The following is a 25,667-nucleotide window of genomic DNA, read 5'->3' as shown; positions in this document are numbered from 1 at the left end:
CTTCTCCTCTGCCGAAACATCAACCCTGCAACGATCCCGATTGATGCGCCCCGCCCACCTTGCCCAACACCGTCACCAACACCGCGCCCACCAGAGCTGCGATGATCGACGCGATCACGGTCCCATTGATGCCGGCCGGAAGAACATTCACGACGTAGCCCGAAGCCATCCCCCGAAAAGGCCAGATCCCCCTGAGACACCCCAGCATCAGCCCCACCAACACTCCCAGCGTAGGCACGGTAAAACGGTGCAACAACCAGCTTAACACCCGCGAGAAGCTCAAAATGCCGACGGCCGCCCCGGCCATAAAGAGCCCGACGTACATCGCCGCGTTCAGCGGAAGACTCCCCGAGGCCAGCCCCGTGATGACGCCTTTGAGCGCGTTAAGCACAAAGAAATAGCCGCCCAGAATCAACAAGAGGTACGAGCCGCTGATCCCGGGAAGAATCATCGCGCAGATAGCGATCATCCCCACCACGAAGATGTACCAGGGCGCCGGCTGAGGGATCTGCACGGGCGTTCCGGCCGGAATGCTCAACGCCTCATACGCCTCGCTGCGCGCCTTCACCGCATCTTTGTCCTGCGCAGCCTCTGCCCCCGGAGGAGCGAGGTCCAACTCGGGATAGGCCTGTCCCATGGCCTCACGCAGCGCTTCATTCTGCGGCGCCCAGTAGACCTGCTCGGCTGCCCAGGCGCTGGGACCCTCACGCACCACATCACGCATGGTCTGCTCCTGAGAGCTAACCTCCTTCCAGGTCATCTGAGTCTCAAAGGTCGTGGCCGGGTTGGTCAGCACCCACCCCACGATCACGCCCACAACCACCGCGACCGCGGCCACGGCTTTCATGCGGCCGTCGCGAAACTCGATCATCTTAAAGGGCACGGGCACACTTGCCAGGATCAGCCCGAAGAAGAGCGCTCGCATCACCTCGGGATAGCGCTCCAACAACCCGGGAAGCACCAGCCCCCCGACGGCAATGGCAGTGGCGATACCAGCACCGAGCACCATCAAGAAGACCAGATTAAGTGTTTCAAGAGCCGCAATAAGCGCGCGCCGGTCCTCCTCCTTTCGCCCCTGCGTTAGCCACCGACCCAGCGGCGCCACCCACCGAAGGTTGAGCCCCTTTATCGTATTGACCAGCTCGGTGTAGATGCCCAAGATCAAGGCCAGCGTCCCGCCGCTGACTCCGGGAATGATGTCGGCGATGCCCATGCATACGCCTTTAAAATAGAGCAACACTCGCTGCATCCCTGCCTCATATCTGCGCGCGCCCTGATGAAGAGCGCGTTCTGTGGGTCTTCTCAACGACCCGAAAGGTTAAACGATGTCTGACGACTTCGCGCCATCGATTGGCGACAACTATCCTGACTATTTCAACGACGAAGCCGGATACCTTTACCACGCATGGGAGGTCACCTCCATCGGGGAGGCCGCGCGCCATGACCGTTGGCTGCACTGGTCGGCGGACGCTGAGGTGCCGGCCACAGAGGCGCAGACCGACCTGGAGCGATGGGCGCTGGCCCGCCGCTGCTTGCAGTTGCAGCGCACCGAGGATTTTCTCAGCCTTAGCGAATCGATCCTCACTGGCGAGCGCAACCACCCTGCGCTGCACTATGGCGAGATCGCCATGCAACATGCAGCTGCCCTCGCCCGCGACGCCCGACTTGCAGACGCCCTGGCCGCGATCGACATCGGAACAGGCGCGCCCTGCCCTCTGCCCCTCACTGCGGCGCGCGCACGGGCCTGGCTGACCCTGCTCGCCGGACAGCCCGAAGACGCCGACCACCTCTACCAGGAGGCCCTTGGCACCGAGCCAGAAGCGACGATGGGAGACACGCTCTTCGAGATCGCAGAAGACTTCGTGCATGCCGGTGCGGCAGCGCAGGCACATGCCTGGATCGAACGCGTCGAAGATCACCTGGCAGCCCACAACGATCGCCTCACCGAAGTCGACCTGGAACTGCTCCGCAATGACCTACTCGCCCTTGAAGAAGCCTCTCAACCCTTCCCCTGAATTGGCACCCAACACAAAAAAACGCCCGGCTTCTGCAAGCCGGGCGTTCCTTTATGAACAACGTACGATTGCCCTGCTCACTGCAGCACAAAGGGCGCGCGAACTTCGATAGGCTCGCCGTTAAAGCTGGGAAAACTCCACCGATCGCGGTGCGTGTTCATACACCGGCTAAACTCAGTGCCTTCCAGCGAATCCGGCTCCAGCTTGATCCGCCCGATGCGCCCGGTATTGAGAACCTGAAGCGTCAGGTGAATGCGTCGCGCATCAATGGTGCCGCCGCGCCACATATGGCGCTCGCGGCACAACCCGATACTCTGCGAAACGGTCCGAAACCCCTGGGCAACCTCCTCCGGGGCTAGCCCCTGCGGCCCTTTTGCCTTACGCCCGGCCTCCAGATCCGCATGCGGACGGTAGATCTCCCGATTCGACTCGGTCTTCAGCGAAGCCATCCGCTGAAAACGGTCATCGGCGGCACCAGCCTCCGCAGCCCCTGCCAATCCGCCAACCTCAAAGCCACCGGCGGTTGCCCCCACGCCGTCGCGGTTGATCCCCGAGTTGGATGCCCCTCGGCCAATCTGCGCCCCGTCGGTGGAGCCACCCTCAAAGCGCAATGCGTTGGCGTCGATCTTCGGAAGAAGCCGCGGGTTACTCTCGGCACGCGCAATCTGCTCGCGTCGAATCTCGTCGGAGCTCTTCCCGGCCTTACGCGCCTCTTCTTCCTGCTCAAAGGCTGCCCGTCCATCTTCGCGCGAGATCACGATGTCTTCTTCGATCACAAACATACTGGTGGCGCGAGCGGTTTGCTCTTTGGAGTACTTATTGAACTTCGGAGCCTGACCCAGGTTATCGAAACGAACCTTCGGAGCGGTCTCCGCGACCTCCACAGACTCCGAGGTGGCCACCACATAACCAATTCCCCCCACCACGCATACCAGCACGAGCGCAGCCGCCCCGAAGAAGATCATGCGTTTGCGGCTGTCCTTTTTGATGGAGTTGAGCTGGATCAACAGACTCCCGGTCACCTCCTCAAGGCGGCTCGACGAGTTCGCTTTGGCGTCACCGAGCTTCGGCGCGCTGGGGAAGAAGGGCACCGCGTCGGTGGGCTGTTCCTGCCCCGCGTCGCTCTCCTGGGCCTGTTGCTGAGGCCGGGAGTTCGCCGGCGCTAGAGCACTCGGCGCATCAAATCCGCCAAAAAGACCGTCGTGCTCGGAGGTCGGCGAGCTCACTGGAGCCGACGATGGCTCGCCCGCATCGAGCGTGTCCCCCAGGGCGAGATCCACACCACCCTGGGGCTGCGAATCCTCGCTGTCGATGGCCGGCTCGGTCGCCGCATCATCTTCGCCTTCATCGAGATGCAGGCGCTCGCGAAGTTTCGCCAACCGATCTTTGCGTTCGGATTGCCCCGTCGGTTCCAGGCTCGCCTTGAAGCCTGCCACCGCCTTGTCGGCGCTCTCAGCCTGACGCGCTGCAGCCGCTTTGAGCAGCTCGGAGCGGTTCAGATCGACGACCGTCGCGTCGTCTTCAGCCTCACTGGGCTCCGCCTCGGTGAAGCTGGGCTCGGCCCCCAGCTCCATACCTGTATTTTCAGGCACGCTGATCGCACTGAGCGCTTCCTTCACTCCGATGGTGCGCGGCGAGGGCTTGACGGCGTGGGCCTGCTCAAGCGCAGCGGAAAATTCAGCGACCGAGCGCAACGGCTTCCAGTCACTGAACGTCTCATTCCAGAGGTACGCCGCGTCACCCACCTCACCCGAGGCGATTTTCTGGCGAAGCACTTCCTCTGCCATCGGCCCAAATGACTGACCATTGATGGCATAATGCCAGGCCACCGTACGCGGACCCGGTGCCGCTGACGGAGCCGCAGCCGTAGGCCGACTTGCCTCGCGTACCGTGATAATGTGGCTGCACTTCTTGCAGCGCACCTTCAGAACCTTGCCTCGAACCTTCTCATCGGCGATCGAGTACTTGGTCTGGCAACTGTCGCAGTAGAACTTCATGCAGTCTGGGTCCTCATTCGGGCCTGTCTTGGCCTCGGAAAATCGGGGCAACTCTACCGCTCGCAACCCTTTGTGACAAGCGACCTTGCGTCCCCTCTTTGAGGGGTACTGTTCACCCAAACATGCAACGCGATACGTGCGTACGCATCCCATTCTGGTATGACGTCGTGAGCCAACGTTGATACCGCGTCGACGGCATCGAGCGTAGCATCAACGTATGCTCACCGCGTCGTGATGAGACACTCACGACCTTCTTTTGACTCCCCGTCCCACGTTCTCGAACGGAGCTTTGATGATGTCCTTTCCCCGGTTACTGCCTGGCCGCCCCCTTCTCATCGGCGCCCTCGCTCTACTCCTGCTCGGCCTGACGGCGTGCGGCATCGTCGCCTTCACCTTCACCGAAGAGAGCGATGTCATTGAGATTCAGGGCCGAGGCGACAGCCTCCTGGGCCTGGGAAATCTCTTCCCGACGCGCATCCCCCTGAGCGTCAACCTTCAGCAGGAGCTTCAGGCTCAAGACGCCGATGGCGCCCAGGCGGTGTACCTGACCGACCTGACCTTTGCGCTGGAGAACGACAGTGAGGAGCCCAACTTCGACTTCATCGATGAGGTTACCATCACCATTGAGTCCGCCCGCAGCGGCTCCGATCTCCCCTCGGTTGAACTCGCCAGGCGCGCGCCGGCCCCCGAAGATACCGCAAGGTTTGCGCTGGAGATCGCCGAGGGGGTCAACCTCAAACCCTACATCGAAGAAGGCATGCGGCTGAGCAGCGACGCCTCCGGCAGCGCCCCTTCCGCGACGGCTCGCTTTCGGGTCATCGCCGAGTTTCGGGTCGAGGTGCTCTAAGCCTCAGCCCTCGTCACGCCCGTCGAGCTCTTCGATGATCGTTCGGACCTGAAACTCGGTCTGATCGATCTTCTCGCGGCACATGCGAATGAGCTCGGCGGCGCGGGCCACCCGCTCGCCAAGCTCATCGAGATCGACAGCATCGCCCTCGATCGCCGCAAGAATTCGGTTGAGTTCCTCCATGGCCTCACCGTAGCTGAGGCTCTCGTCTGGGGGCGTTGTAAACTCGTTCATGGGCTCTCCTCAGGGGGTGTGCCGCAGGGCAGTTCGCTCTGCGGCGATGAAGAAACTCGTGTCGATACATCATCGGGGTCTGAAATGCGCGTTGCGGTCAGTCGACCGCCGGCGAGTTCCACCTCAAAATGTGCGCCGACCTCCAACTCGCCCGGTCCGCGCACCACGCCCTGAGGGCCGCGCACGATCGCAAATCCCCGGGAGAGCACACGAGCCGGGTCGAGCAAACGACGTTGCTCCTCGGCAAACTCCAGCTTCGCCCGCGCCTGCATGAGCGTCACTCGGGTGGCACGATCGAGGCGCTCCTGGCGATCGCGAATCTCATCGAGCCGTCGCCGAAGGCGCGCCTGCACCGCGTGCCATGAAAGCCCACGCGAAGCGCGCTCCACCTCACGGCGCGCATCGTCTGTGCGCCGCTCCACTGCCCGGGCCAACCGCTCCTCGGCACGCTCTGTGTGGCGCGCGGCCTTGTCGACCCGGCGGCGCACCGCAGCGCTGACACGGTCACGCGCCCGGGCCTCCCGCAGGCGTGCGCGCTCCACCCCGCGTGTCACATCGCGCTCAAGCACCGCGCTTGCAACCCGCAAACGCTGCCGCTCCCGCTCCACCTGGCGGGTGGCATGGCGCGCCAGCCTCGCGTAGCGATCTTCCATCGTCGCCCCAAAGCGCTCCACCTGCTCGATGAGCACGTCCGCGGCAGCCGTAGGCGTCTTCGTCGAGGTGCTGATCACATCCAAAAGGCATACATCGCGTTGATGCCCCACCCCGCAGATCACCTTCAGGGGAAGCCGGCATACCGCCTCACCAATGGCCTCGGTGTCGAAATACGCCAGGTCCGAGCGCGAGCCTCCTCCGCGCACGATGGCCACCACATCGAAGTCGGAAGCCCGCGCCTCAAAATAGCGCAGCGCCCGCAACACGGAAGCCTCGGTGTGCACCCCCTGCACGTTGGCGTGGTGCACGGTCAACGCAAAGCCAAACCCGCTCTGCGCCAGCTGGTGGGCGAAGTCGTTGTAGGCGTCGCTCTCATAACTTGTGATGAGGCCCACGCGCAGCGGACACAAGGGCAAGGGCAATGCCAGGTTCAGCCCCGCAACCCCTCGTGCCTCGAGCGCACGAAAGGCCCGCTCCCGGTTCATCTCCAGCTCACCGGCGGTGTAGCGAGGGTCAACATCCTGAACGATGACCTGAAACCGTCCGTTCTGCGGATAGAGATCGATCTTCACCAGCACCCGCACCGCCAGCCCGTCCCGCAGACGCACATCAAGCGCACTCTGGCGCAACGCCTCTTCCACCCGACGACGATCATCCTCAAAGAGGACCGCCTTAATCCGCGCCACCTCGCTGGCCCCGGCATAGGGGCGCTCCACAAGATCGAAGAAAAACGTGCGGTAGCCGCTGGCTCGGTTTTTATCAAAATCCTGCAACTCACCGACAAGCCAGACCGCCTCAGCAAAACGCTCACGCAACGCCAGCCGCGCCTGATGATTGAGCTGAGCCACCGTCAGTGTGCCCTCGGGCACCGTGGGAAGCGCCGGCGCCGGAAGCTCCCGGGCCTGCGACTGATTGTCAGCGCAGTATGACCGCAAATCCTCGCTATGCTTGAAGTGATGCGCCTCAAGTTTGCTGATCACAAAGGCCAGGTGCTCCAGGGGAACAAGCCAGCTGCGGGTGTGTTTGTCGTACCAGCGATCGGGAAGCGTGCGCACCACCGCCACGAGCTCCCGGTCGTAGGGGAAACTGATGCGCAGCCGGCTATGCTGCTCCTCGATGTCGATCATTCGCGCCATCGGCGCACCCTTTTTGCAGTCTTAGCCCGGCTCCACACACACTCGACCGGCTTCGCCCAGACAATCTCCCTCCAGGGCCCCGCTCTCCGGCTGACAGGGCACACACTGCGCCGGTGCCTCACACTGAGCGTTGTCGGCGCACTGAGGCAGACACTGGCGCTTGTAGCACATCTCGCCATCACCACAACGCACGTACTCGTCGCACTCGGTGGTCGTCACACACCCCCCGGCAACCATCATCCCAAGAACGAGCACCGTGAGTGCCAGCAGACCTGCTCGACACCGCCCTGTGCCGGGTCTACCTTGGGCCAGACGGTATGAATGATTCCCCGAGATGAGTTTCATGATGCTGCGTGCGCCTTTTGTCATCATCTTAAATCTCCTGCGCCTGTTGCTTTATATGTGGCGCTGGCTTTTCTTTAAGCTGGGTCGACGGCTGGCGCGCCGACACCAACTCTGGGTGCGTCTGAACATGGGGACGCGCCGGGCCTTTGGCCCGGCTCAGGGGCTGGCCGCACGTTTCCAGCGCCAGGAATCCTACCTGCAACTTCGCGACGACGTCGACCGTCTCGCCAGATCTCCCTACGTCAGGGGCGTGGTGCTTGTCTGTGATGACTTCACCGAGGGGGCGGCGCGCACCGCCGATCTTCGCGAGCTTGTGCTGCAACTGCGACAGGCCGGAAAGCGCGTCGTCACCCACACCCACTCGCTGACGGGCAATGACTTCGACCTGGCCTGCGCCACCGATGAGGTGTTGCTCACCCCGGGGGGCCGTCTCTACCTCTTCGGACGTCGCTTCGAAGAGATCTTCGCTGCGGAGCTCTTAGAGAAGGTCGGTGTGGCCGCACAGTTCGTGCACATCGGTCCTTTCAAAACAGCCGCCCACCGCATGATTCACGCTCAGAGCACCGCGCCACAGCGCCTGATGATGTCTCAACTGCTCGAGACGTTGGAACAGGAGCGCCTGGAGCGTCAGGCCACCTCCCTCGAACTGACCCCGGAGACCCTGGATGCGACCGTGTCACACATGCCCCTCGACGCACGTCGCGCGCAGGTGATGGGCCTGGTCGGTCCCGAGATTCATCGCGCTCAGCTCGTCGACTACCTGGAAATGGGCTCTCAGCGAGGCGCCTTCATTCCTCGTCCCGAACTTGCCAAACGCGAAAACGAGGACGAGGACGAGGACACCCCTCAGAGCGAGCAGCCTCCCGCGCCCGCCGAGGACCAACCTGTTGATTTTCGCTCCGCCAACGACTGGCTGGACAGCGACCCGGGCCGCTTTCGCCCCACCCCACTCTTTCGACGCCGCGAACGCATCGCGGTGATGGATCTCTCCGGGATGATCGTGATGTCCTCAACCGAACTTCCCGGCCAATCGGCAGCCAGCGTGGAACCCTCCGAGGTCCTGCCAACACTCCACGCGTTGCGCCGCGACCCGCGTGTACGCGCGGTCGTTCTGCATATCAACTCGCCAGGCGGCAGCGCCCTGGCCAGCGAGATCCTCTGGGAGGCCATCGAGCGCCTGCGACGCGAAAAACCGGTCATCGCCTACTGCTCCGACATCGCCGCCAGCGGCGGCTACTACATGGCCGTGGCCTGCGATCGCATCATCTGCCAACCCGAAACACTGACGGGCTCCATCGGAGTCATCGCCGGGAAACTCGCGCTGCCCGGCGTTTTCGACAATCTTCACCTTCACGTGGAGCATCGCGAGCGCCACCCGGTCGGCCGCTTCCAAAGCCTGACAGCTCCGCTACCCGAACACGCACTTGGCAACCTGCAGCAAGACGCTCGCGCGTTCTATCGGATGTTCTTGCGACGCGTGGGCCAGGCCCGCAAGCTTCCCCGCCGACAGCTGCACCGCTACGCACGGGGGCGCGTGTACACCGGCCGCGACGCACTGGCCCGAGGCCTTGTCGACGAGCTCGGAGGCTTTAATCGCGCCTACCAGCTGGCCTGCGAACTCGCCGAGCTATCACCGGATCTGGCCGAATTGCACTTTGCCTCCCATCGTCGTGTCAGCCTGCCCGCGCTGCTGCGCCGACAACTGCGCGCCGAGCTCCCCGCCCTCTCCACCCTGGACACGCTGCGCACGGCCACGGCGCTGCTCCGACACGAACGGCTCCTCGCCATCTGCCCGCTTCGACCTGCCGACCCACACCTTTCTTGAAACCTTTGCCAGGCTCTGGCATCTCACCCGATGTCAGGCCCCTTACGCCGCGCGTCGAAACCTCCCACTCCACCCGGGCGTGATGCGCGCACAGTGCGGCTCCCCGCCAACACGCGCCGGGCCCTGCTCATCCTATCAACGCCACCGACGCGACCTCCACGTAGACGCCTGGATGCCTCCGGCCGAATCGCGCCGCAAAAGCATTGCCTGCCGCGCCGAATCGTCCACTCGCCACGATGGCGCTCAATCCCGCACACACATTGTGCTCACCCTCCGGCACTGTTGCCGGTACTGACCTGAATCACGGAGTTACTCATGGCCGAAGTCATCATCTACCGCACCCAGTTCTGCCCCTATTGCGACATGGCCAAGCGCCTCTTTCGCGAGCTCGATGTGCCTTTTGAAGAAATCGACGTCACCCACGATCCCGACGCCCGCGCGGAACTCATCCAGCGCACCGGCGGCAAGCGCACTGTCCCCCAGATCTTCATCAACGGAACATCCGTCGGCGGCTTTACCGACGTGCAAGCCCTCCAGCGCACCGGGGAGCTCACCACGATGCTCGGCGGCGAATAACCCTGCCGGGAGCTGAGCGCCACCGGCAGCGATGTGCACGCGTTGCCGGCGCGCCAGAACGACCTTTTGACACATCACAAAAAAGGCCGCGCCCCTTAGAGGGACGCGGCCTTTTTATTCGGAGCTACCCGACTCGACTTATTCGATACCCGAGAAGACGAAGGGGTAGTTAATCACGCAGACACCACCGTCGGGCTTCTCAAAGCGCAGACGATCAATCACGCGGGTGATGCAGCTCTCCACCGAGGAGTTGTTCATCGTCGAGCTGGCAATCGCGGCGTTGGAGACCGAGCCGTCCAGCTGCACGCGCCAGGTCGCGGTGATGTTACCACTCAGGGTGGGGTTGGTCTGAAGCTCACGCTCAAAGCAGTGGCGGATGGCCGGCTGGCGACGACTGACCACCGAACGAATGTTGCCCGGGTCGCAGAAGTCACCGACGGCCGGCGCACCGGTCGACATACGGGCTTCAACCTTACGCTCTTTCTTCTTGCCCAGCGCTGCGCCGGTGCCTTTGCCGCCACCGGTGTCGACCTTACCCAGGCCACCGACGCGACCGAAGCCTTCGCCACCACCGCCGCTGCCGCTGCCGCGCATGCCCATGCCGCCCTGGCCACGACCGATCTGCAGCTCGCCACCTTCGCCGCTCATCGCGACGTTCATCTTGGAGTCAAAGCCTTCCGAGTTGCCGAAGAGGTTGGCCAGCGGGCCATCGCTGATGATGTTGTTGCTCAGCGCTTCGTGCACACCGATGTTCTTCACATCGATCTCATCGACCATCGGACCGTCGACCTTCGGGATCTTGGAGTCAGGCATGTCTTCATCCGGGTCACCGAACTCGCCCTCTTCGCCGCCGGCCTTCTTGCCGGTGGTGTCCTCGGCGGGCTCCTCCACTTCCTCTTCTTCTTCAAGCGCAGCGTCGACGTCATCGACGGCAAAGCGCGCGAAGCGATCCATGACCTCGAGATCGGTGAGCTCCGGCTCAATCGGCTGCATCATCGCCGTGATCAAGAAGATCAGGTGCGCGATGGCCGCCACAATCAGCGAGACCGAGAGCGGACCGTCAAAGATCTCTTTGGGGCTGGTGCCAACAATCGCCTCACCGCGCTCCACGAGCTGGAAGAAGATGTTGACGTTACCCAGATTGAGCACGCCCCAATCGCCGAAGCTCAAGTCCACTTCGTAAACGGTAGCCTTGCCCTCATCGGTGCTTACGGTACCCGACTTGGTAGCTTTGCCCTCTTCGATGAGTTCTTCGAGGTCAAACTCCTCATCATCAATATGGAGGGAGGCTTCGATCCTATCGGTGATTCGGATTTTATAACCCGAGTCCTGACGCTCAAATACATCAAGCGAGGCAGGAAGCCCCGGCGCCGGGACCGAGAAGACGTTCTTATCATCTTCACCGATGGTGACTTTAGGCGCGCTGTCTTTGGTGAACGTCGACTCTTGATAGATCGTCCCGTTCCAGACTAGCGCGACGCGCAGGTTATGATTCTTCGGCTTCACCAGGAGCTCCGTTCACTCGGTTTTATCACCATCTGGCCGCACGTGGTGCGACGACTCTCGCCGACGCGGTCGGCCCGAACTCCGCTCCAGTATACCCGAAAGCCGGGACAGAAAGCGGACAAGAGAAGATACGTTTTGCGTTTTCTGGCGTCAAGCACCCCTTAGAGAGAGCGACCGAACGCCGGATCACCGCATCATACCTACATCATACGACACACTGCCTTCAACCTCGTTCATTCCGCACGATGCACTGCGTCATCGCGCCATCTGATCACCTTTAGAATTTGCGAAGCACCCGGGCGTCTTTTACCGTCCAGGCAATGCCGGGCCGAGCCCGCGACGAAAGTGACGAGTTCAGCATGCTACCCACACTCAAAACTCCCCGCCGACCGTTTTCTATGCCGCGTTGGACAAGGCCCCTGTCCGCGACCCTTGCTCTATGCCTCTGGAGCACCGGTGCACTCGCCCAGCAATCCGAGCCCCTGGAGCGCGTCAAGCCCGGAGAGTTGCAGAGTTTTGAGGATGTTCGCATCGAACGCATCAGCCCCCACGAGCTCAGCGAGATCGTACCAGGGCTGGGGCGCTCCACCATCGCGACAGCCGAAGGCGCCGACCTTCCTCGCCCCTTGAATCGTCAGGAATTGGAGCGCCTGCGTGGCATCGCCAGCACACGCACTTCGCTTATCATGGCACTCGTCATGCCCCCGCGGCCCTACCGGCAGGTGCCCATGGTGTATATCGGGCACGCCGTCTGGGTAGAGCCTGCTCCAAACCAGCCCCCGGTCCTCCTCAGCACAGCTGACTGGATCGCCGACGCGCGACAACTCTTCCTGATCGACGAGGCGACCGCCGCGGCCATGCGCCAACACGGCATTCCTCTCGCCAGTCAGCCCTCCCCTGGAGCACATCGCCCCTCGGGAAGCGGCATCGAAGATCTACTCAAGAACGACGCAGACGTACTCATCGAACTTCGCGCGGCGCGCAAAGAGCCTAACCTCAATCTGGCACACCTCGTATTTACCTCCGATGCCGCCACCTCCACACACCGGCCATCGCAAGGCTGGCCACTGCATGACTCCAGTCGTCCGGCCCCATCTATGATCTTCGCGTATTCGCCGGAGCGTCCTGATCGTATTGAACCGGTGCAAATCCACGATCTTCGCTCCCTTGAGGAGGCCTTTCAGTTTTATCTGCCCACCACCTCGACCGCGATTCTCGGGGCACCGATCTTTTCCAACACCGACCACCTGGTTGCGTTGAACGCACTTCGCCACCCGGAACGTAGCGCAGTAGGCCTCGCGGTCCCCCCCGGCGCACTCCAGCATTTTATCGAATCGCTCTCCGAGCGCTGAGTCTCCACGCGATGCCAACACCTCCGACTGCCAGCGAAGACACCTTGCTCGAAGGTGTTCAAAACGCATTAGAACACGCCGATATCCGCCGGGGAGATAGGCTTGTCGTTGCATGGAGTGGAGGACGCGACTCCACCGTCTTGCTCGATCTTCTGCAAAGACTCGCACCAGGCCTGCACCTTCACCTGATCGCCGCCCACGTGGACCACGCCATGCGTGAGAGCTCTTCGCGCGACGCCGAGCATTGCGAAGCGTGGGCGCGAACATCAGGCATCCAGCTCGAACGCGTCACGCTCTCGCCGGGCCAGGCCTCAAACCAGGCCGATGCACGCCAGGCCCGCTACCAGGCGCTTGGAGCCATCGCACAGACCCATCGGGCCTCCGCGCTGCTGACCGCACACCACGGCGACGATCGCCTGGAGAGCGCGCTGATCAACCTGCTGCGCGGCAGCGGCCTCGATGGCCTGGCGACCTTGAAAGAAGACGCCACGCTCACCATCGAAGATCGCAGATTACGCGTCCTTCGACCGATGCTCTTCGCGTCCGCTGAGCAGGTCGGCGACTACGCGCGCCAGCGACAACTCACCTGGGTCGAAGATCCGACCAACGCCACCGACCGCTACCTGCGAAACCGCATCCGCAGGGAAGTCACCCCCGCGCTCCGAGCGATCGCCGGCGAGCTCGGCCCGGCACGCCGCACGCTGATAAACCTGGAGGCCGAGCGGCAGGCGGCAGACGACGTGGCAGACGCGCTGGAGCGACGCGCACGCCGACCGCCGCTTGAGCCCGACGCACACGCCTTCGATGCCCGCACACTGCTAAACGCACCGCACGCCACCTGCACCCGCATCATCCTGCGCATCGCGCCTCACTTCGCTCGCGAGACGCTTGCAGGTGTCCTCGCCATGCTACCGGGTGCCTTCTCCATCACCCCGAAACACCTGAGCGCGCCCGGCTTTCTGGTGCGCGTTAGCCACGGCCAGCTGGTGCTCCTGCCCTCGCGCGAGCGCGGCGGACGCGATCGCCTGCACCCCGTCGCCGCGCCGGCAAACTTCGCCTCCACCCCACAGGGCACACTTGCGTGGCAGGGCTCCCTCCTGCAGTGGTCGCTCGTGCCCCGGGCCGAGGCTGCGCCCGACCACCCCGCTCGCCCCTGGCGCTGCCTGCTCCCCCATTCGCTCGCGAAGCAACCTCTGACGCTGCGAGGCTATCGCCCGGGCGATACGCTTATGCGCCTGCGCCAGGACGGCACATCGCAGACGCGAAAAGCCAGCACCGTCTTTCAGGCCGCTCAACTGGGCACCGACGTGCGCTGGTGCTGGCCCTGCATCGCGGACACCAACAACAACCTGATCTGGATCGCCGGGCTGAAGCCCCCTTCTTTTCCCGCTCAAAACACGTCAGCGCACCCCTTTTGGGAGATCGTGGTGCGACCTGGCGCCGCCCTGAGTGCAATTCTTCACTGGCAGCGGAAATAACACCCCCTAAACATCCCTTCTCCCCATCGACGCCGCACGCACCATCCGCGGCCCCGCAGATGGGTGACTCAAGCGCCGGGTGCGCTGTTGAACGCCCACATGCGAGGTGTTATAGCTTGTCGGTCCGGCCCCCCGCATTCGATGCTCTCGCCGGACTCCCGCGCGCTTTATCAAGGTATCGCCTTAAAGGCTCGCCAGATACTCGACTTCGACGAGGCCAAACGTGCTCAACAAGATCCCCCTCCGCGCATCATTGATCTGGGGTATTCTCATCATCATGGTCGTGGTGGTTTTCAACATCATGACCGACACCTCCATCGACTCCTCCGAGATCTCCTTTAGCCAGTTCCGCAACGCGGTGGAGACCGGGCAGATCGAGGAAGTCACCATCAAAGACCTCGAGGTCAAGGGCACCTTCAATGAGGAGTACGCCCGCGAGCATCACGAGGGCAAAACCGAATTCAACACCGTCGGCCCGGTCGGTGAAGATCTTCAGGACATGCTCGCTGCCCAGCAGATCGAGTTCTCCTTTGATCGCGCCGACGAAGACGGCGTCTGGAAGACGATCCTCGTGACCTCGATCCCGCTTATTCTGCTGGTGATGGTCCTGATCTTCTTTATGCGCCAGTTCCAGGGCGGCGGCGGTGGCCGTGCGATGACCTTTGGGAAGTCGCGGGCACGCCTGCTCAACGAAAACCAGAATAAGGTCACCTTCAACGACATCGCCGGCATCGATGAGGCCAAAGAAGAACTCCAGGAGATCGTCGAGTTCCTCAAGAACCCCAAAAAGTTCACCCGACTGGGCGGCCGTATCCCCAAGGGCGTGCTTCTGATGGGTTCGCCCGGTACCGGTAAGACCCTGCTTGCCCGCGGTGTGGCCGGTGAAGCTGGCGTTCCCTTCTTCTCGATCTCCGGCTCGGACTTTGTCGAGATGTTCGTCGGCGTGGGTGCCTCGCGCGTTCGTGACCTCTTTGAGCAGGGCAAGAAGAACGCGCCCTGCATCATCTTCATCGATGAGATCGACGCCGTCGGTCGCCACCGTGGCTCGGGCATGGGCGGTGGGCACGATGAGCGCGAGCAGACGCTCAACCAGCTCCTTGTCGAGATGGACGGCTTTGAGTCCAACGAAGGCGTCATCCTCATCGCCGCGACCAACCGCGCCGACGTGCTCGACCCGGCGCTACTTCGTCCGGGCCGCTTCGACCGCCGTGTGATGGTCGCGCCGCCCGATGTCCGCGGCCGTGAGCAGATCCTTAAGATCCACACCCGCCGCACCCCCATCGGCAAGACCGTCGACCTCAAAGACATCGCCCGCGGCACCCCGGGCTTCTCCGGCGCCGATCTTGAGAACCTGGTCAACGAGGCCGCCCTGCTCGCCGCGCGCGCGAACAAAGATCGCGTCGAGTCCATCGACTTCGAAGAGGCCAAAGACAAGGTCCTGATGGGCGCTGAGCGCAAGAGCATCGTGCTCACCGATGAGGAGAAGGCCGTCACCGCCTACCACGAGTCAGGCCACGCGATTGTCGCGCTGCGCCAGACCAACACCGACCCGGTGCATAAGGTCACGATCATCCCGCGTGGTCGGGCTCTCGGTGTGACGCAGCAGCTGCCCACCAAGGATCGCTACAACCTCAACCGCGACTACGTGCTCGAGCGCATCGCGGTGATGATGGGCGGTCGCGCCGCCGAAGAGCTGATCTACAACCAGTTCACCACCGGCGCCGGCCAGGATATCAAGGTCGCCACCAACCTGGCGCGCCAGATGGTCTGTGAGTGGGGCATGAGCGAGGCTATCGGGCCGCTCTTCTATGGCGAGTCGCAGGAAGCCAGCCTCAGCACCACCCGCCCCTACAGCGAAGACCTCGCCCGCGAGATCGACGCCGAGGTGCGACGCATCGTCAAGGACGCCTACAAGCGCGCCTACGACCTGCTGATGGAGAACCGCGAGCTGCTTGAGCTGATGACCGAAGCGCTCCTGGAGTTCGAAGCGCTGGATGCCGATGAGATCCGCTACCTGGCCGAGGAGGGCAAGCTCGACTGGATCCGGGAGGAGCGCCAGAAGAAGATGGCCGAAGAAGCCGAGGAGGCCGAGAAGACTCCCAAGACCGGTTTCGCCTCTAAGATCAAAGAGCAGGTCCCGCCGGTCGGGCCCAACCTGGCGCCCTCCAACACCTGATGCCCCCTGAGTAAGTGATGGCTTTTCTGGCAGCCCCCCGGCCCAGAGCACACGTGCCGACCCTTGAGGTCGGCACGCGCGCTCTGCCCTTCGAAGATCGCGTCCACATCATGGGCGTGGTCAACGTCACTCCCGACTCCTTCTCCGACGGCGGCGAGTTTTTCGACGCGGAGCGAGCCATCGCTCACGGCCTGGAGTTGGCAGCCGCCGGAGCCGATATCCTGGACATCGGCGGGGAGTCCACCCGCCCCGGTGCCGAGCCCGTGACTCTGGAGGAAGAGTTACGGCGAGTGATCCCGGTCGTCGAGGGGCTCGCACAGCGTTGCGACGCCTGGCTCTCCGTCGATACCTACAAGGCGGAGCTCGCCCGGCAGGCGATTATTGCCGGCGCTCATATCATCAACGATATCAGCGCGATGACCTTTGATTCGGCCATGGTCGAAGTCATCGCCGCGCATGACGTTGGCGTGGTCCTCATGCACACCAGGGACCGCCCACAAACCATGCAGGACGATTTGAGCGAGGGTGATATCGTTGCAGAAGTCGTCGAGCACCTCGAAGAACGCCTACATGCAGCGCGTGATGCGGGCATCACCTGCGAGCGCGTACTCCTCGATCCGGGCATTGGTTTTGGCAAGAATGTGGCTCAGAACTACCGCCTCATCCGTGAACTGAGCCGACTTCGTGAGCTGGGGTGTGCGATTGTGCTGGGCACAAGCCGTAAAAGCCTCATCGGTGCCGTCACCGGCCGCCCCGCCGCAGAACGCCTGATGGGCACCGCCGCGACGGTAGCCTGCGGCATCTTCGCCGGCGCCGACATCGTGCGGGTGCACGACGTCGCCGAGCTTGTCGATGTGGTGCGGGTCAGCGAGGCCCTCTGCCAGATGGGGTCATTCTGACTTAGATACGCAATTTTTTTGCTCCCCCGGGTGCTCTGGTTCACCATGGGCCTCACTCGCGTCTCGGGGCGCCTTATCTGCTGAGTTGGCCTACCTCACGTCGCGCCGGGCGACGTCTACTGGCAACGCATGGATCTTCTCTTCGACATCTTCCGGGTGGACTCAGGCTGGCAAGCCTTCTTCACCATCCTGGACATGACGATCGTGTTCATCGTCATCTATCGGGTGCTCTTGCTCATCAAGGGCACGCGTGCGCTGCAGATGTTATTCGGGCTGATCTTTATCCTGATCTTTTTCTACATCTCTCAGGAAGACTACCTCAACCTGGCCACGACCCACTGGTTGATCGATATGTTTATCGCCAACCTGATCATCATCGTGGTCATCATCTTCCAGCATGATATCCGCCGCGCGCTCGCGCAGGTCGGTCGTGCCCCCATCCTGGGCGGCGCGCGCTCGTACGAAGAAACCTCGGTACTTGAAGAGGTCGTCAAGGCCTGCGTCATGCTCTCCAGCCGTAAGCTCGGCGCGCTCATCGCCATTGAGCGTGAAGCGGACTTAAGCCACTTCACCGAAGAGGGCATCAAACTCGACGCAGTCGTGACCAAAGATGTGCTCTTCACCCTCTTTCTCCCCGAGCATCAGAACCCGCTGCACGACGGCGCGGTCATCATTCAGAAGGGACGTGTCTCGGCGGCGGGCTGTTTTTTACCGCTGACGATCAACCCGCGCGTGGAGAAGACCCTGGGCACCCGGCACCGCGCTGGCATCGGTGTGACCGAAGATACCGACGCGGCCGTAGCGATCGTCAGCGAGGAAACCGGCACGATCTCCATCGCCTATGAGGGCGAGCTTCACCGGGATCTCGACGCCAACGAGATGCGTTCTCTGCTGCAGAAGATCTACCGCGCGGGGACCAGCTCGGCGCCGGCTGGCTCATTGTTCGAACGGCTGAAGGTCAGCCTTCAGGATCGCGGCACCCCGGCAGCCCCCTCCAATGACGAGGCCGAGAAAGACGAGGTCTCCTCATGAGTTCTCTGAGTTTGCAAACGGTGCTGCGCCGCATCTTCGTGCATAACTTCTCGCTAAAGTTCATCGCGGCGGTGCTCACCCTTGCGCTCTACATCTGGGTCAGCGAAGACCGCGAAACGGTCGTCGCGAGCTTCGCACCGGTTCGCATCGTGGTGCCCGAAAATCAGGTACTGGTGTCCGACCCGCTCGACCGGGTCAAGGTCACCATTCGCGGTCGCTGGTCGGACATCAATCGCTTTGATCCCAGCAACCTCGAACCTATACGCCTGGACCTGACGCCCGCCGACAGCGACTCCATCGTGACGATCAGCGGCAACATGGTGCGGGTGCCGCCCGGGCTACGGGTCGTCTCGATCGAGCCGAGTTCCATGTACGTAGAGCTTGAGCCGGAGGCGCAGCGGGTCGTACCGATCATTCCTCAGACCACCGGCGAGCCGCAGAGCTCCTATGTGGTGGAGGGCGTCGACGTGAGCCCCGCCCGCGTGACCATTCGTGGCCCGCGCTCGCGCCTGGAGCGCATCAACTCGGTGCAGACTGAGCCGGTCGATGTGGGGAGCCGGAGCGAGTCCTTTGAGCGCAACGTGCAACTGCGCGTGGAAGATGGCCTGGTGCGCGTGGAGTATGACAGCCGCATAAGCGTGCGTGTGCGCATCGGCTCGGAACTCATCACCCGCACCCTGGAAGATGTCCCGATCACGGGCGTCAACACGTCGCTGGACGTCAACATCTCGCCGGCCACCACCTCGGTGTCCGTGCGTGGCCCCCGCGGGCTGGTCGAGGCCCTCAACCCCGACGTGGTACGCGCCGAGATCGATTTGAGCGACGAAGATCGCCGCCCTCCAGGTACCTTCTCCAAGACCGTGGAGATTCAGAACCTCCCGCCTGGCGTCGAGATGACGCGGGTCTACCCGGACCGTTTCCGCGTGATCACAACCGAGCGTTGAGGCGACTTGCCCGCAGCCTCGGTCGTGTAGAGCTTCGTGGCCACGCTCGGTGAAGTCCCGGCCCGGCTTTAGCGGCCCATCCGATCGTGCTATGCACGTGACGCGCGCCGCCAGGCGCCCTGCCAGACGACGGCATCTCACCCAGGGACCACGCCATGACCACCCGACAGCTTTTTGGAACCGACGGCATCCGCGGCGTCGCCAACCAGTACCCCATGACCGCCGACCTGGCCGTACGCCTGGGCCAGGCGATCGCACAGCATTTTAAATGCCGCCCCGATGAGCGGCCCTTCGGCCACCGCACGCGTATTGTCATCGGCAAAGACACCCGCATCTCCGGCTATATGTTCGAATCGGGCCTGGCCGCGGGCATCACCTCGATGGGCGCCGACGTGCAGCTTGTCGGCCCACTGCCCACGCCGGGGATCTCTTTTCTGACGACCGGGATGCGTGCCGACGCCGGCATCGTCATCAGCGCCAGCCATAACGCCTATCAGGATAATGGCATCAAAATCTTTGCCTCCGACGGCTTCAAACTCCCCGATGAGGTGGAGCTGGCCATCGAAGATCTCGTATTGAGCGATGGCAAACTTCAGCCCAACACCGACCGCATCGGCAAAGCCGCGCGTATCGATGACGCGACCGGCCGCTACATCGTCTTTCTCAAGAACACCTTCCCCCGCGACCTGACCCTTGACGGCCTGCGGGTGGTCGTCGACTGCGCCAACGGTGCCGCTTACAAAGTCGCCCCGGCAGTGCTCCGCGAGCTCGGCGCGGAAGTCTTCACCCTCGGCGTGGATCCTGACGGCTACAACATCAACCAGGACTGCGGCAGCCTCCACCCGCACAACACAGCGCGCCGCGTACGCGAGACCCGTGCCGATGTAGGCATTACGCTCGACGGCGACGCCGACCGCCTCATCCTCATCGATGAAAATGGCGACATCGTTGACGGAGACGGCATCCTGGCCCTCTGTGCCATCCACCTCCACGAGCAGGGCAAACTTGCCGACAACACCCTGGTCACCACGGTGATGAGCAACGTGGGCCTGGAGGTCGCGCTTCAGAAACGGGGCATCAACCTTGTACGCACCTCGGTGGGCGACCGCTACGTGGTCGAAGAAATGCGCAACGGCGGCTACACCCTCGGCGGCGAGCAGAGCGGCCACATGGTCTTTCTGGAGCACTCGACCACCGGCGACGGCTTGCTCGCCGCACTTCAAGTGCTGGCCATCATGCAGCGCCAGAAGTGTCCGCTTAGCAAACTTGCGCGCGTCATGAAGCCTTTCCCCCAGGTCTTGCTTAACCTGAAGGTGCGCGAGAAGCCGCCGCTTGAAGAACTTGAGGCCTTTCAGAAGATGGTCCGCCAGGTCGAGAGCGAGCTCGCCGGAGAGGGCCGCGTACTGGCGCGTTATTCCGGAACCGAGGCCAAAGCCCGAATCATGGTCGAAGGCCCCGATCAGCTTAAGGTACGTGCCTACGCCGAGGCGCTTCTCGCCCAACTTCGCGAACTCATCGGCGCCTGACTTTGTAGATATTTATCGGATTGATAGAGGAGTCTTCGATGAATCCCACCCGTATGCGCCCGAGGCTGGGCGTGAACGTCGATCATGTTGCCACCATCCGCCAGGCCCGAAACACGCGCTACCCCGATCCGGTCAGCGCCGCGGCCATCGCCGAGCTTGCGGGTGCCGACCAGATCACCATTCACCTGCGCGAGGATCGCCGCCACATTCAGGATCGCGACCTTCGGGTATTGCGTGAAACGGTGCAGACCCGCCTCAATCTGGAGATGGCCGCTACCGACGAGATGTTCAAGATCGCCATGGAGCTCCGCCCCGACATGATCACGCTGGTGCCCGAGCGCCGCGAGGAGCAGACCACCGAAGGCGGCCTGGCCGTGGCTGGTCAAGAGAAGGTCTTGGGCCCCTATCTTGAGCGTCTTCGCCGGAGCGGGGCGCATCTAAGCCTCTTTATCGACCCGGACCCGGTTCAGATCGAAGCCAGCGCGGATCTCGGCGTCGATATCGTCGAACTTCATACCGGCGACTATTGCGAGTCGGCTGCCGAATTCACCAATACGCTGGCCCCGTCCGAGTTTGAGCGCGACCACGAGTGGCGCCGTCTCCGCGACGCCGCCTCCCGGGCTGCCAGCGCCGGACTGACCGTGGCCGCCGGCCACGGCCTGGACTACAAAAACGTGCTAGCCGTGGCCGCGATCTCCGAGTTTGAAGAGTTCAATATCGGCCACAGCATCGTCGCGCGCGCCATCTACGTGGGCTTTGAGCGTGCGGTCGCTGAGATGATCGAGGCGCTTGCCGAAGGCCGCTCCCTGGCCGAGTAGCGCGATTCCCGCTGTGCTGTCCTCCCTGCCCTGACTTAGCGCCGAAGTGACCTATGCACCTTGTGACCCCCGCGTCGATGCGTGAGATGGACCGCCGCACCATAGAGACCATCGGCATTCCGGCCGAAGTGTTGATGGAGCGCGCCGCCCGCGGCGCGCTGGGCGTACTTCTGGAGCATTTTTCTCCGCAGCCCGGTGCCCGCATCGGCCTGCTCTGTGGCATGGGCAATAACGGCGGCGACGGGGTGGCGCTGGCCACGATGCTCGACCACCTGGGCTTTCATCCGGTGCTGGTACTGATGGGCACCCCGGAGCGTTTCGGTCCCGAGGCGCAGCGTTTCCATAAAGTTGCCGAAGCCTTAATCGGAGATCGTCACCAGCTCAACGGGCTGGACGCCGCCGGGGTGCGCCACGTTTTGAATTCGCTGCCTCCCTGCGAGCTGTGGTGCGACGCCCTTCTGGGCACCGGTCTTGATCGCCCGGTGGAGGGGCGATTTGCCTCGGCGGTGAAGTTTCTCAACGATCAGCCCGCGCCGGTCTTCGCGCTGGATACGCCCAGCGGTCTCGATGGTCGCACAGGCCAGGTGCTTGGCGTATGCACTCAGGCCGAGGTGACCGCGACCTTCGGCTTTCCGAAGATCGGACAACTCCTCGATCCCGCCCGTGGCTTCATCGGTACGCTCTGCCCGGTCGATATCGGCATTCCAACTCGGGCGCGCGACGCGGTCGGCGTCGAGGCCTATGCGCTGGACGCTGACTGGCTTCAGGGAAAGATCCCCCCTCGTCCTACACACGCCCACAAGGGCTCGGTAGGCAAGATCGCTCTTATCGGCGGTCGCGCGCCAACAACCGGTGCCTTGACCATGGCTGCTCGTGGAGCCTTGCTGGGTGGCGCCGGGCTGGTCTATCCCGGCACCGATCCTCAGGGGGTTCTCAGCGCTCGCGCCATCCCGGAGGTCATCGCGCGCCCGATCTTCGGCGACTCCGGGGAGCTTCAAGCCGACGCCCTGTCCCAACTTCTGGACGCAAGCGACACGCTGGTCATCGGCCCGGGACTTGGAACCGACGCGGCCGCGCGTCAGGCGCTTCGACACTGCCTGGCAGCGCCTCCCCGCCCAACTGTGATCGATGCCGACGCGCTCACCCTGCTGGCCCAAAACCCGGATCTTTTCCAGGCTGCCTGCGATCTGGCCTCATACGCTCCGGTTGTGCTCACGCCCCACCCCGGGGAGCTCGCGCGCTTGCTCGACCAGAGCATCGACGAGGTTCTGAGTGATACCGTGGGCGCAGCCCGTGCACTTCTCGCGCGCATCCCGGCGATCATCGTCCATAAGAGCGCGGCGACCGTAGTCGCCGCCCCTCATAGCCCGCCCGGGATCAACCGCACCGGCAACCCGGGCATGGCCACCGGCGGAATGGGCGATGTCCTCAGTGGTCTTATCGCCGCCTCCCTCAACGACCATCCCGACGACCCGTGGATGGCCGCCGCCATCGCTGTCTGCGTGCACGGGCTCGCAGGCGACGCCGCCCGCGACGCGGTGGGCACCCGCGCCACCACGCCCGGTGTACTCCTCGAGCAGCTCGGCGCGGTATGGCGCAGGTTTGAGGCATGAGCTGCGGGCGCCGTCACCTCCACACGCTGGCGTTGGCGCTCATCGCGCTGAGCGTCTCCGGGTGCGATAGCCCGACCGACCCGGCGGCACTCGGCACCCTCTGCCTGCCTCAACGCCCGGGATGCCCCGACGCAGTGAGCCTCTCTCGCAGTGGTGTCGGCCGAAACGCCCTGGAGGTGGAGGTCGCCACCAACCTCAGCAGCAGCGCCGACCTCTCACTGATCGTCTCAACCCCGTCTGAAATCGGCCTTCCTTCCGACACGCCACGCATCGAGGATCGCTGGTTGCTGGCGAGCCGGGACTACACCCTGGGAGCTGGCGAGCGCGTCATCGAACGCATTGAGCCCGCCGAGTTAACGGTTGCCCCCGAGCTGGTGTTGGAGCTTCAGAGCCAGAGCGCAGGCGGCATCGTCGAGCTTAACTACCTGCTGATCTCGGAGCCGCTGGAATGCATCGACGACAATGACTGCGCCCGACGTGAGCGCTGTGAACCGGTGTACGGGCGCTGCGCAAACTGCCTGAGCGACTCCGATTGCGCCCCCACCCAGAGCTGCTCACAGCAGAACGGTCGCTGCTTTCCCGAAGCGCAATCCGGCTGCCGCTCCGCCTCCGGCAGCAGCCCGACAACCCCTCTCATGCTACTCACAGCGATGGGATTCTTCGTGTTCAAACGCCGCCAACGGCGCGCAGGAGCACGTGTGCTTCCCGGGGCCGCCCTGGCACTCGCCCTACTAGCGACTGCCCCTGGCGAGGCGCAGGCAGCTCCGGGGGCATCGTTGAGCATCGGCGGGGGAGGCCGCCTGCTCCTTGGGGAGTTCGCGACCGGCGCAAGCCCCGGCTGGGGGATAGCCCTCAACCAGGAGTTTCGCTGGCGTTTTGCCGGCATGAGCCTGCACTTTCTAAGCGGCAACCACGCCACGAGACATGACAGCCCTCCCTTTGAGGCGCACGCTCAGACTTTTGCATTGGGGCTCGGACCGCGCGGCTATTACCCCATCGGCCCGATCGAGGCGCAGCTCGGCCTCGACTACATGCACGTCGGGCTGGCCGGCACCGGGCTTGTTCAGAACACCGGGCTTCACCGCGACTTTCATGCCCTGGGCGGTATCGCCGCAGCGCGCTGGAGTTTTGGGGACTTTCACCTGATCGGGCGCGCCTCATACCACGAACTGGTCGACGCATCCGGCAGGATGCTCGGTCTCGACGTGATGGTCGGCATGGGCTTTTAGCTTCGCCCCCACGTGAAACCGACGCGCTCAACCGGGTCGTTTCGACTCTTTCTCGCGGAGCTCTTTCAGGCGAGCTTTGAGCTTTCGACGACTGAGCACCCGAGCTTCGACCAGCATTTCGGCCAGCGATTGCAAAATCGCCTTCTGATACTCCACTTCCCGCTCCAGGCGCGTGATGTGTTGTCGCTGTCGTGCGACCACCTGGGCCAGCGTCGGCTCGTTCTCAGCGCCGTCCGTCTCCTCGTTATCCAGAAAGCCGAAGGATTGACGCTCGATCGGAAAAAGCCCCGATTCTCCACTATCAAATCCAGGCGCGGCGCTCTGATTGGGATCGAGCGGGATCAAGCCGGAGCCGGTACGCCTGTATTGACTCGGATTTCCGGTACGCCCGCGCCGCTCAAAGCCCGAGGCGTTGAGACGGCTGGAATTCGACTGCTCGTACGCGTCGGACGAGGCGTCGAGCTGAGCATCAAAGTCATTGAGCGCGCCGGCCATATCGCCGAAATCGCGCTCCGGAACGCTGGGCGCGCTGGAGCTGCGGCGTGGCGAGGGCATCGATGCACCTCGCAACGCCCCGGATCGGGCGGAGCTTTCGGTGTCCGGGACGCTCCGAGAGGGAGTCGCTGCCGGTGCCGGCGTTTGCCGCGACGCGCTCTCTTTGCCGAATTGATGCTCCTCCAGCGCGTCGGTGAACGCGTCTTCAAAGCCATCAAAGAAATCCGCGCCAGGCTGCGGCCCCGGACTGGTCCTTTCGGCGAGGCTGGGTTTGGCACTTCCGCTACGGGCGCTTTTCAGCAGGTCGAAGAAAGGATTGTCTTCGGCCGCGTGCAGATCGACCTGACGGGTCGGGCCGCTATCATCGAGGTGCACCACACGCGTAGCCGGCTCGTGGGCGTCGCCGGGCATATGACGTGGCGGACGCGCCCGAGCCATCGTCGGCGGTTGCACAGGCGCGGCTACGGTCTTATCGGCGGCATGATCGTGATTGTAGTGCCGAAAGATCTCGCGCTCCAACGTGGTTCGTGGAGCGATGACCAGAGCCGGCGAGATTCCGGTGGCCTCGCGGACCTCCTGGAGGACGGGGCGGGCGCGATCGGTATCAAAAACCGCCACCTCCAACTCACCACTGGCTTCGTTGTAGGTGATCGCCAGCACGCCAAACTCCTCGGCGCGCTCCGCACTGACCAGCGCCAGCGCTTCGGGCTGGGCCTGAATCGAGGGCTTTTCGTGAACGCGCAGCCCAAGGTGCTCGGCGATGGCGCGGGCGAGCAGACGCTCGTCCACGCCGACGCGCGTGATCAACTCTTCGATCACGGAGCCTTTCGCCATGGAGGCGCGCAGCACACAACGCTGAATATCCTGTCGACTGACCACCTGCTGCGCGACCAGATGGTCAACAAGTTGGCGTTCCATGGGCAATGGCCCCTGTATTCTGGCATTAAGTGAACTTCTGTAGCGAGCTCGA

At 63.4% G+C, this 25,667-nt stretch carries 21 protein-coding genes; 14 read left to right on the top strand and 7 right to left on the bottom strand.

From position 1 onward, the window contains the following. Positions 1-19: 19 nt before the first annotated feature. Positions 20-1,249: a DUF368 domain-containing protein gene (locus EA187_RS11140; RefSeq protein WP_127780306.1), complete on the bottom strand. Its 1,230-nt coding sequence runs from the start codon at positions 1,247-1,249 to the stop codon at positions 20-22. A 76-nt stretch (positions 1,250-1,325) separates the two neighbouring features. Here EA187_RS11140 and EA187_RS11135 point away from each other — a divergent pair, with 76 nt between their 5' ends. After that, a complete protein-coding gene (locus tag EA187_RS11135; protein WP_127780305.1) occupies positions 1,326-2,015 on the top strand; it encodes a hypothetical protein in 690 nt (229 codons plus the stop codon). 77 nt (positions 2,016-2,092) lie between these two features. Here the strand turns inward: EA187_RS11135 and EA187_RS11130 are convergent, their stop codons facing one another. Then, positions 2,093-4,012 carry a GYF domain-containing protein gene (locus EA187_RS11130; protein WP_164856220.1) on the bottom strand — a complete coding sequence of 640 codons (1,920 nt, stop codon included), beginning with the start codon at positions 4,010-4,012 and terminating at the stop codon, positions 2,093-2,095. Positions 4,013-4,304: 292 nt separating this feature from the next. Between EA187_RS11130 and EA187_RS11125 the strand changes: the two genes are divergently transcribed. Next, on the top strand, positions 4,305-4,859 hold the full coding sequence (locus EA187_RS11125) for a hypothetical protein (protein WP_127780303.1): 555 nt from the start codon (positions 4,305-4,307) through the stop codon (positions 4,857-4,859). Positions 4,860-4,862: 3 nt separating this feature from the next. Here the strand turns inward: EA187_RS11125 and xseB are convergent, their stop codons facing one another. From xseB to EA187_RS11110, 3 genes are read right to left on the bottom strand one after another with little or no spacing between them, the layout of a single operon-like run. After that, the gene (xseB, locus tag EA187_RS11120) at positions 4,863-5,093 is read right to left on the bottom strand and encodes an exodeoxyribonuclease VII small subunit (protein ID WP_115604286.1); all 231 of its coding nucleotides are present in this window, start codon (positions 5,091-5,093) and stop codon (positions 4,863-4,865) included. Next, positions 5,090-6,883: an exodeoxyribonuclease VII large subunit gene (xseA, locus tag EA187_RS11115; protein WP_127780302.1), complete on the bottom strand. Its 1,794-nt coding sequence runs from the start codon at positions 6,881-6,883 to the stop codon at positions 5,090-5,092. The genes xseB and xseA overlap by 4 nt, the downstream gene beginning before the upstream one ends. A gap of 21 nt (positions 6,884-6,904) precedes the next feature. Then, positions 6,905-7,102: a hypothetical protein gene (locus EA187_RS11110; RefSeq protein WP_127780301.1), complete on the bottom strand. Its 198-nt coding sequence runs from the start codon at positions 7,100-7,102 to the stop codon at positions 6,905-6,907. 115 nt (positions 7,103-7,217) lie between these two features. On the opposite strand from EA187_RS11110, the gene EA187_RS11105 reads away from it, so the two are divergent. Next, positions 7,218-9,053: a S49 family peptidase gene (locus EA187_RS11105; RefSeq protein ID WP_115604282.1), complete on the top strand. Its 1,836-nt coding sequence runs from the start codon at positions 7,218-7,220 to the stop codon at positions 9,051-9,053. A gap of 315 nt (positions 9,054-9,368) precedes the next feature. After that, positions 9,369-9,629 (top strand): glutaredoxin 3, encoded by a 261-nt coding sequence (gene grxC / locus EA187_RS11100; protein WP_115604280.1) that lies wholly within the window; start codon positions 9,369-9,371, stop codon positions 9,627-9,629. 138 nt (positions 9,630-9,767) lie between these two features. Here grxC and EA187_RS11095 read toward each other — a convergent pair whose 3' ends face one another. Next, on the bottom strand, positions 9,768-11,135 hold the full coding sequence (locus tag EA187_RS11095) for an AgmX/PglI C-terminal domain-containing protein (protein WP_115604278.1): 1,368 nt from the start codon (positions 11,133-11,135) through the stop codon (positions 9,768-9,770). A gap of 398 nt (positions 11,136-11,533) precedes the next feature. On the opposite strand from EA187_RS11095, the gene EA187_RS11090 reads away from it, so the two are divergent. The 10 genes from EA187_RS11090 (at position 11,534) to EA187_RS11045 (ending at position 24,202) form a co-directional block, all read left to right on the top strand. Then, a complete protein-coding gene (locus EA187_RS11090; protein ID WP_127780300.1) occupies positions 11,534-12,487 on the top strand; it encodes a hypothetical protein in 954 nt (317 codons plus the stop codon). Between the two features lie 11 nt (positions 12,488-12,498). After that, positions 12,499-13,965, top strand: a complete 1,467-nt coding sequence (gene tilS, locus EA187_RS11085) for a tRNA lysidine(34) synthetase TilS (protein WP_115604274.1) — start codon at positions 12,499-12,501, stop codon at positions 13,963-13,965. A 223-nt stretch (positions 13,966-14,188) separates the two neighbouring features. After that, positions 14,189-16,141 (top strand): ATP-dependent zinc metalloprotease FtsH, encoded by a 1,953-nt coding sequence (ftsH, locus tag EA187_RS11080; protein ID WP_241250193.1) that lies wholly within the window; start codon positions 14,189-14,191, stop codon positions 16,139-16,141. 17 nt (positions 16,142-16,158) lie between these two features. Beyond that, positions 16,159-17,040: a dihydropteroate synthase gene (gene folP, locus EA187_RS11075; RefSeq protein ID WP_206524265.1), complete on the top strand. Its 882-nt coding sequence runs from the start codon at positions 16,159-16,161 to the stop codon at positions 17,038-17,040. Positions 17,041-17,169: 129 nt separating this feature from the next. Further along, positions 17,170-18,072, top strand: coding sequence for a diadenylate cyclase CdaA (cdaA, locus tag EA187_RS11070; RefSeq protein ID WP_115604272.1), 903 nt, complete (start codon positions 17,170-17,172; stop codon positions 18,070-18,072). Beyond that, positions 18,069-19,016: a CdaR family protein gene (locus EA187_RS11065; protein ID WP_115604270.1), complete on the top strand. Its 948-nt coding sequence runs from the start codon at positions 18,069-18,071 to the stop codon at positions 19,014-19,016. The genes cdaA and EA187_RS11065 overlap by 4 nt, the downstream gene beginning before the upstream one ends. 155 nt (positions 19,017-19,171) lie before the next feature. Continuing rightward, entirely contained in the window at positions 19,172-20,542 is a 1,371-nt protein-coding gene (gene glmM / locus EA187_RS11060) for a phosphoglucosamine mutase (RefSeq protein ID WP_115604268.1), read from the top strand. A gap of 53 nt (positions 20,543-20,595) precedes the next feature. After that, the gene (locus EA187_RS11055) at positions 20,596-21,360 is read left to right on the top strand and encodes a pyridoxine 5'-phosphate synthase (protein ID WP_115604527.1); all 765 of its coding nucleotides are present in this window, start codon (positions 20,596-20,598) and stop codon (positions 21,358-21,360) included. Positions 21,361-21,413: 53 nt separating this feature from the next. Further along, on the top strand, positions 21,414-22,973 hold the full coding sequence (locus EA187_RS11050) for an NAD(P)H-hydrate dehydratase (protein ID WP_127780299.1): 1,560 nt from the start codon (positions 21,414-21,416) through the stop codon (positions 22,971-22,973). Next, positions 22,970-24,202, top strand: a complete 1,233-nt coding sequence (locus EA187_RS11045; protein WP_127780298.1) for a dickkopf-related protein — start codon at positions 22,970-22,972, stop codon at positions 24,200-24,202. The genes EA187_RS11050 and EA187_RS11045 overlap by 4 nt, the downstream gene beginning before the upstream one ends. A gap of 27 nt (positions 24,203-24,229) precedes the next feature. On the opposite strand, the gene EA187_RS11040 is transcribed toward EA187_RS11045, so the two are convergent. Continuing rightward, positions 24,230-25,615 carry a GspE/PulE/PilB domain-containing protein gene (locus tag EA187_RS11040; protein WP_164856201.1) on the bottom strand — a complete coding sequence of 462 codons (1,386 nt, stop codon included), beginning with the start codon at positions 25,613-25,615 and terminating at the stop codon, positions 24,230-24,232. Positions 25,616-25,667 lie beyond the last annotated feature (52 nt).

The sequence above is a fragment of the Lujinxingia sediminis genome (assembly GCF_004005565.1).
Lineage (GTDB): Bacteria > Myxococcota_A > Bradymonadia > Bradymonadales > Bradymonadaceae > Lujinxingia > Lujinxingia sediminis.
This window is presented reverse-complemented; position numbering and strand designations above follow the sequence as displayed.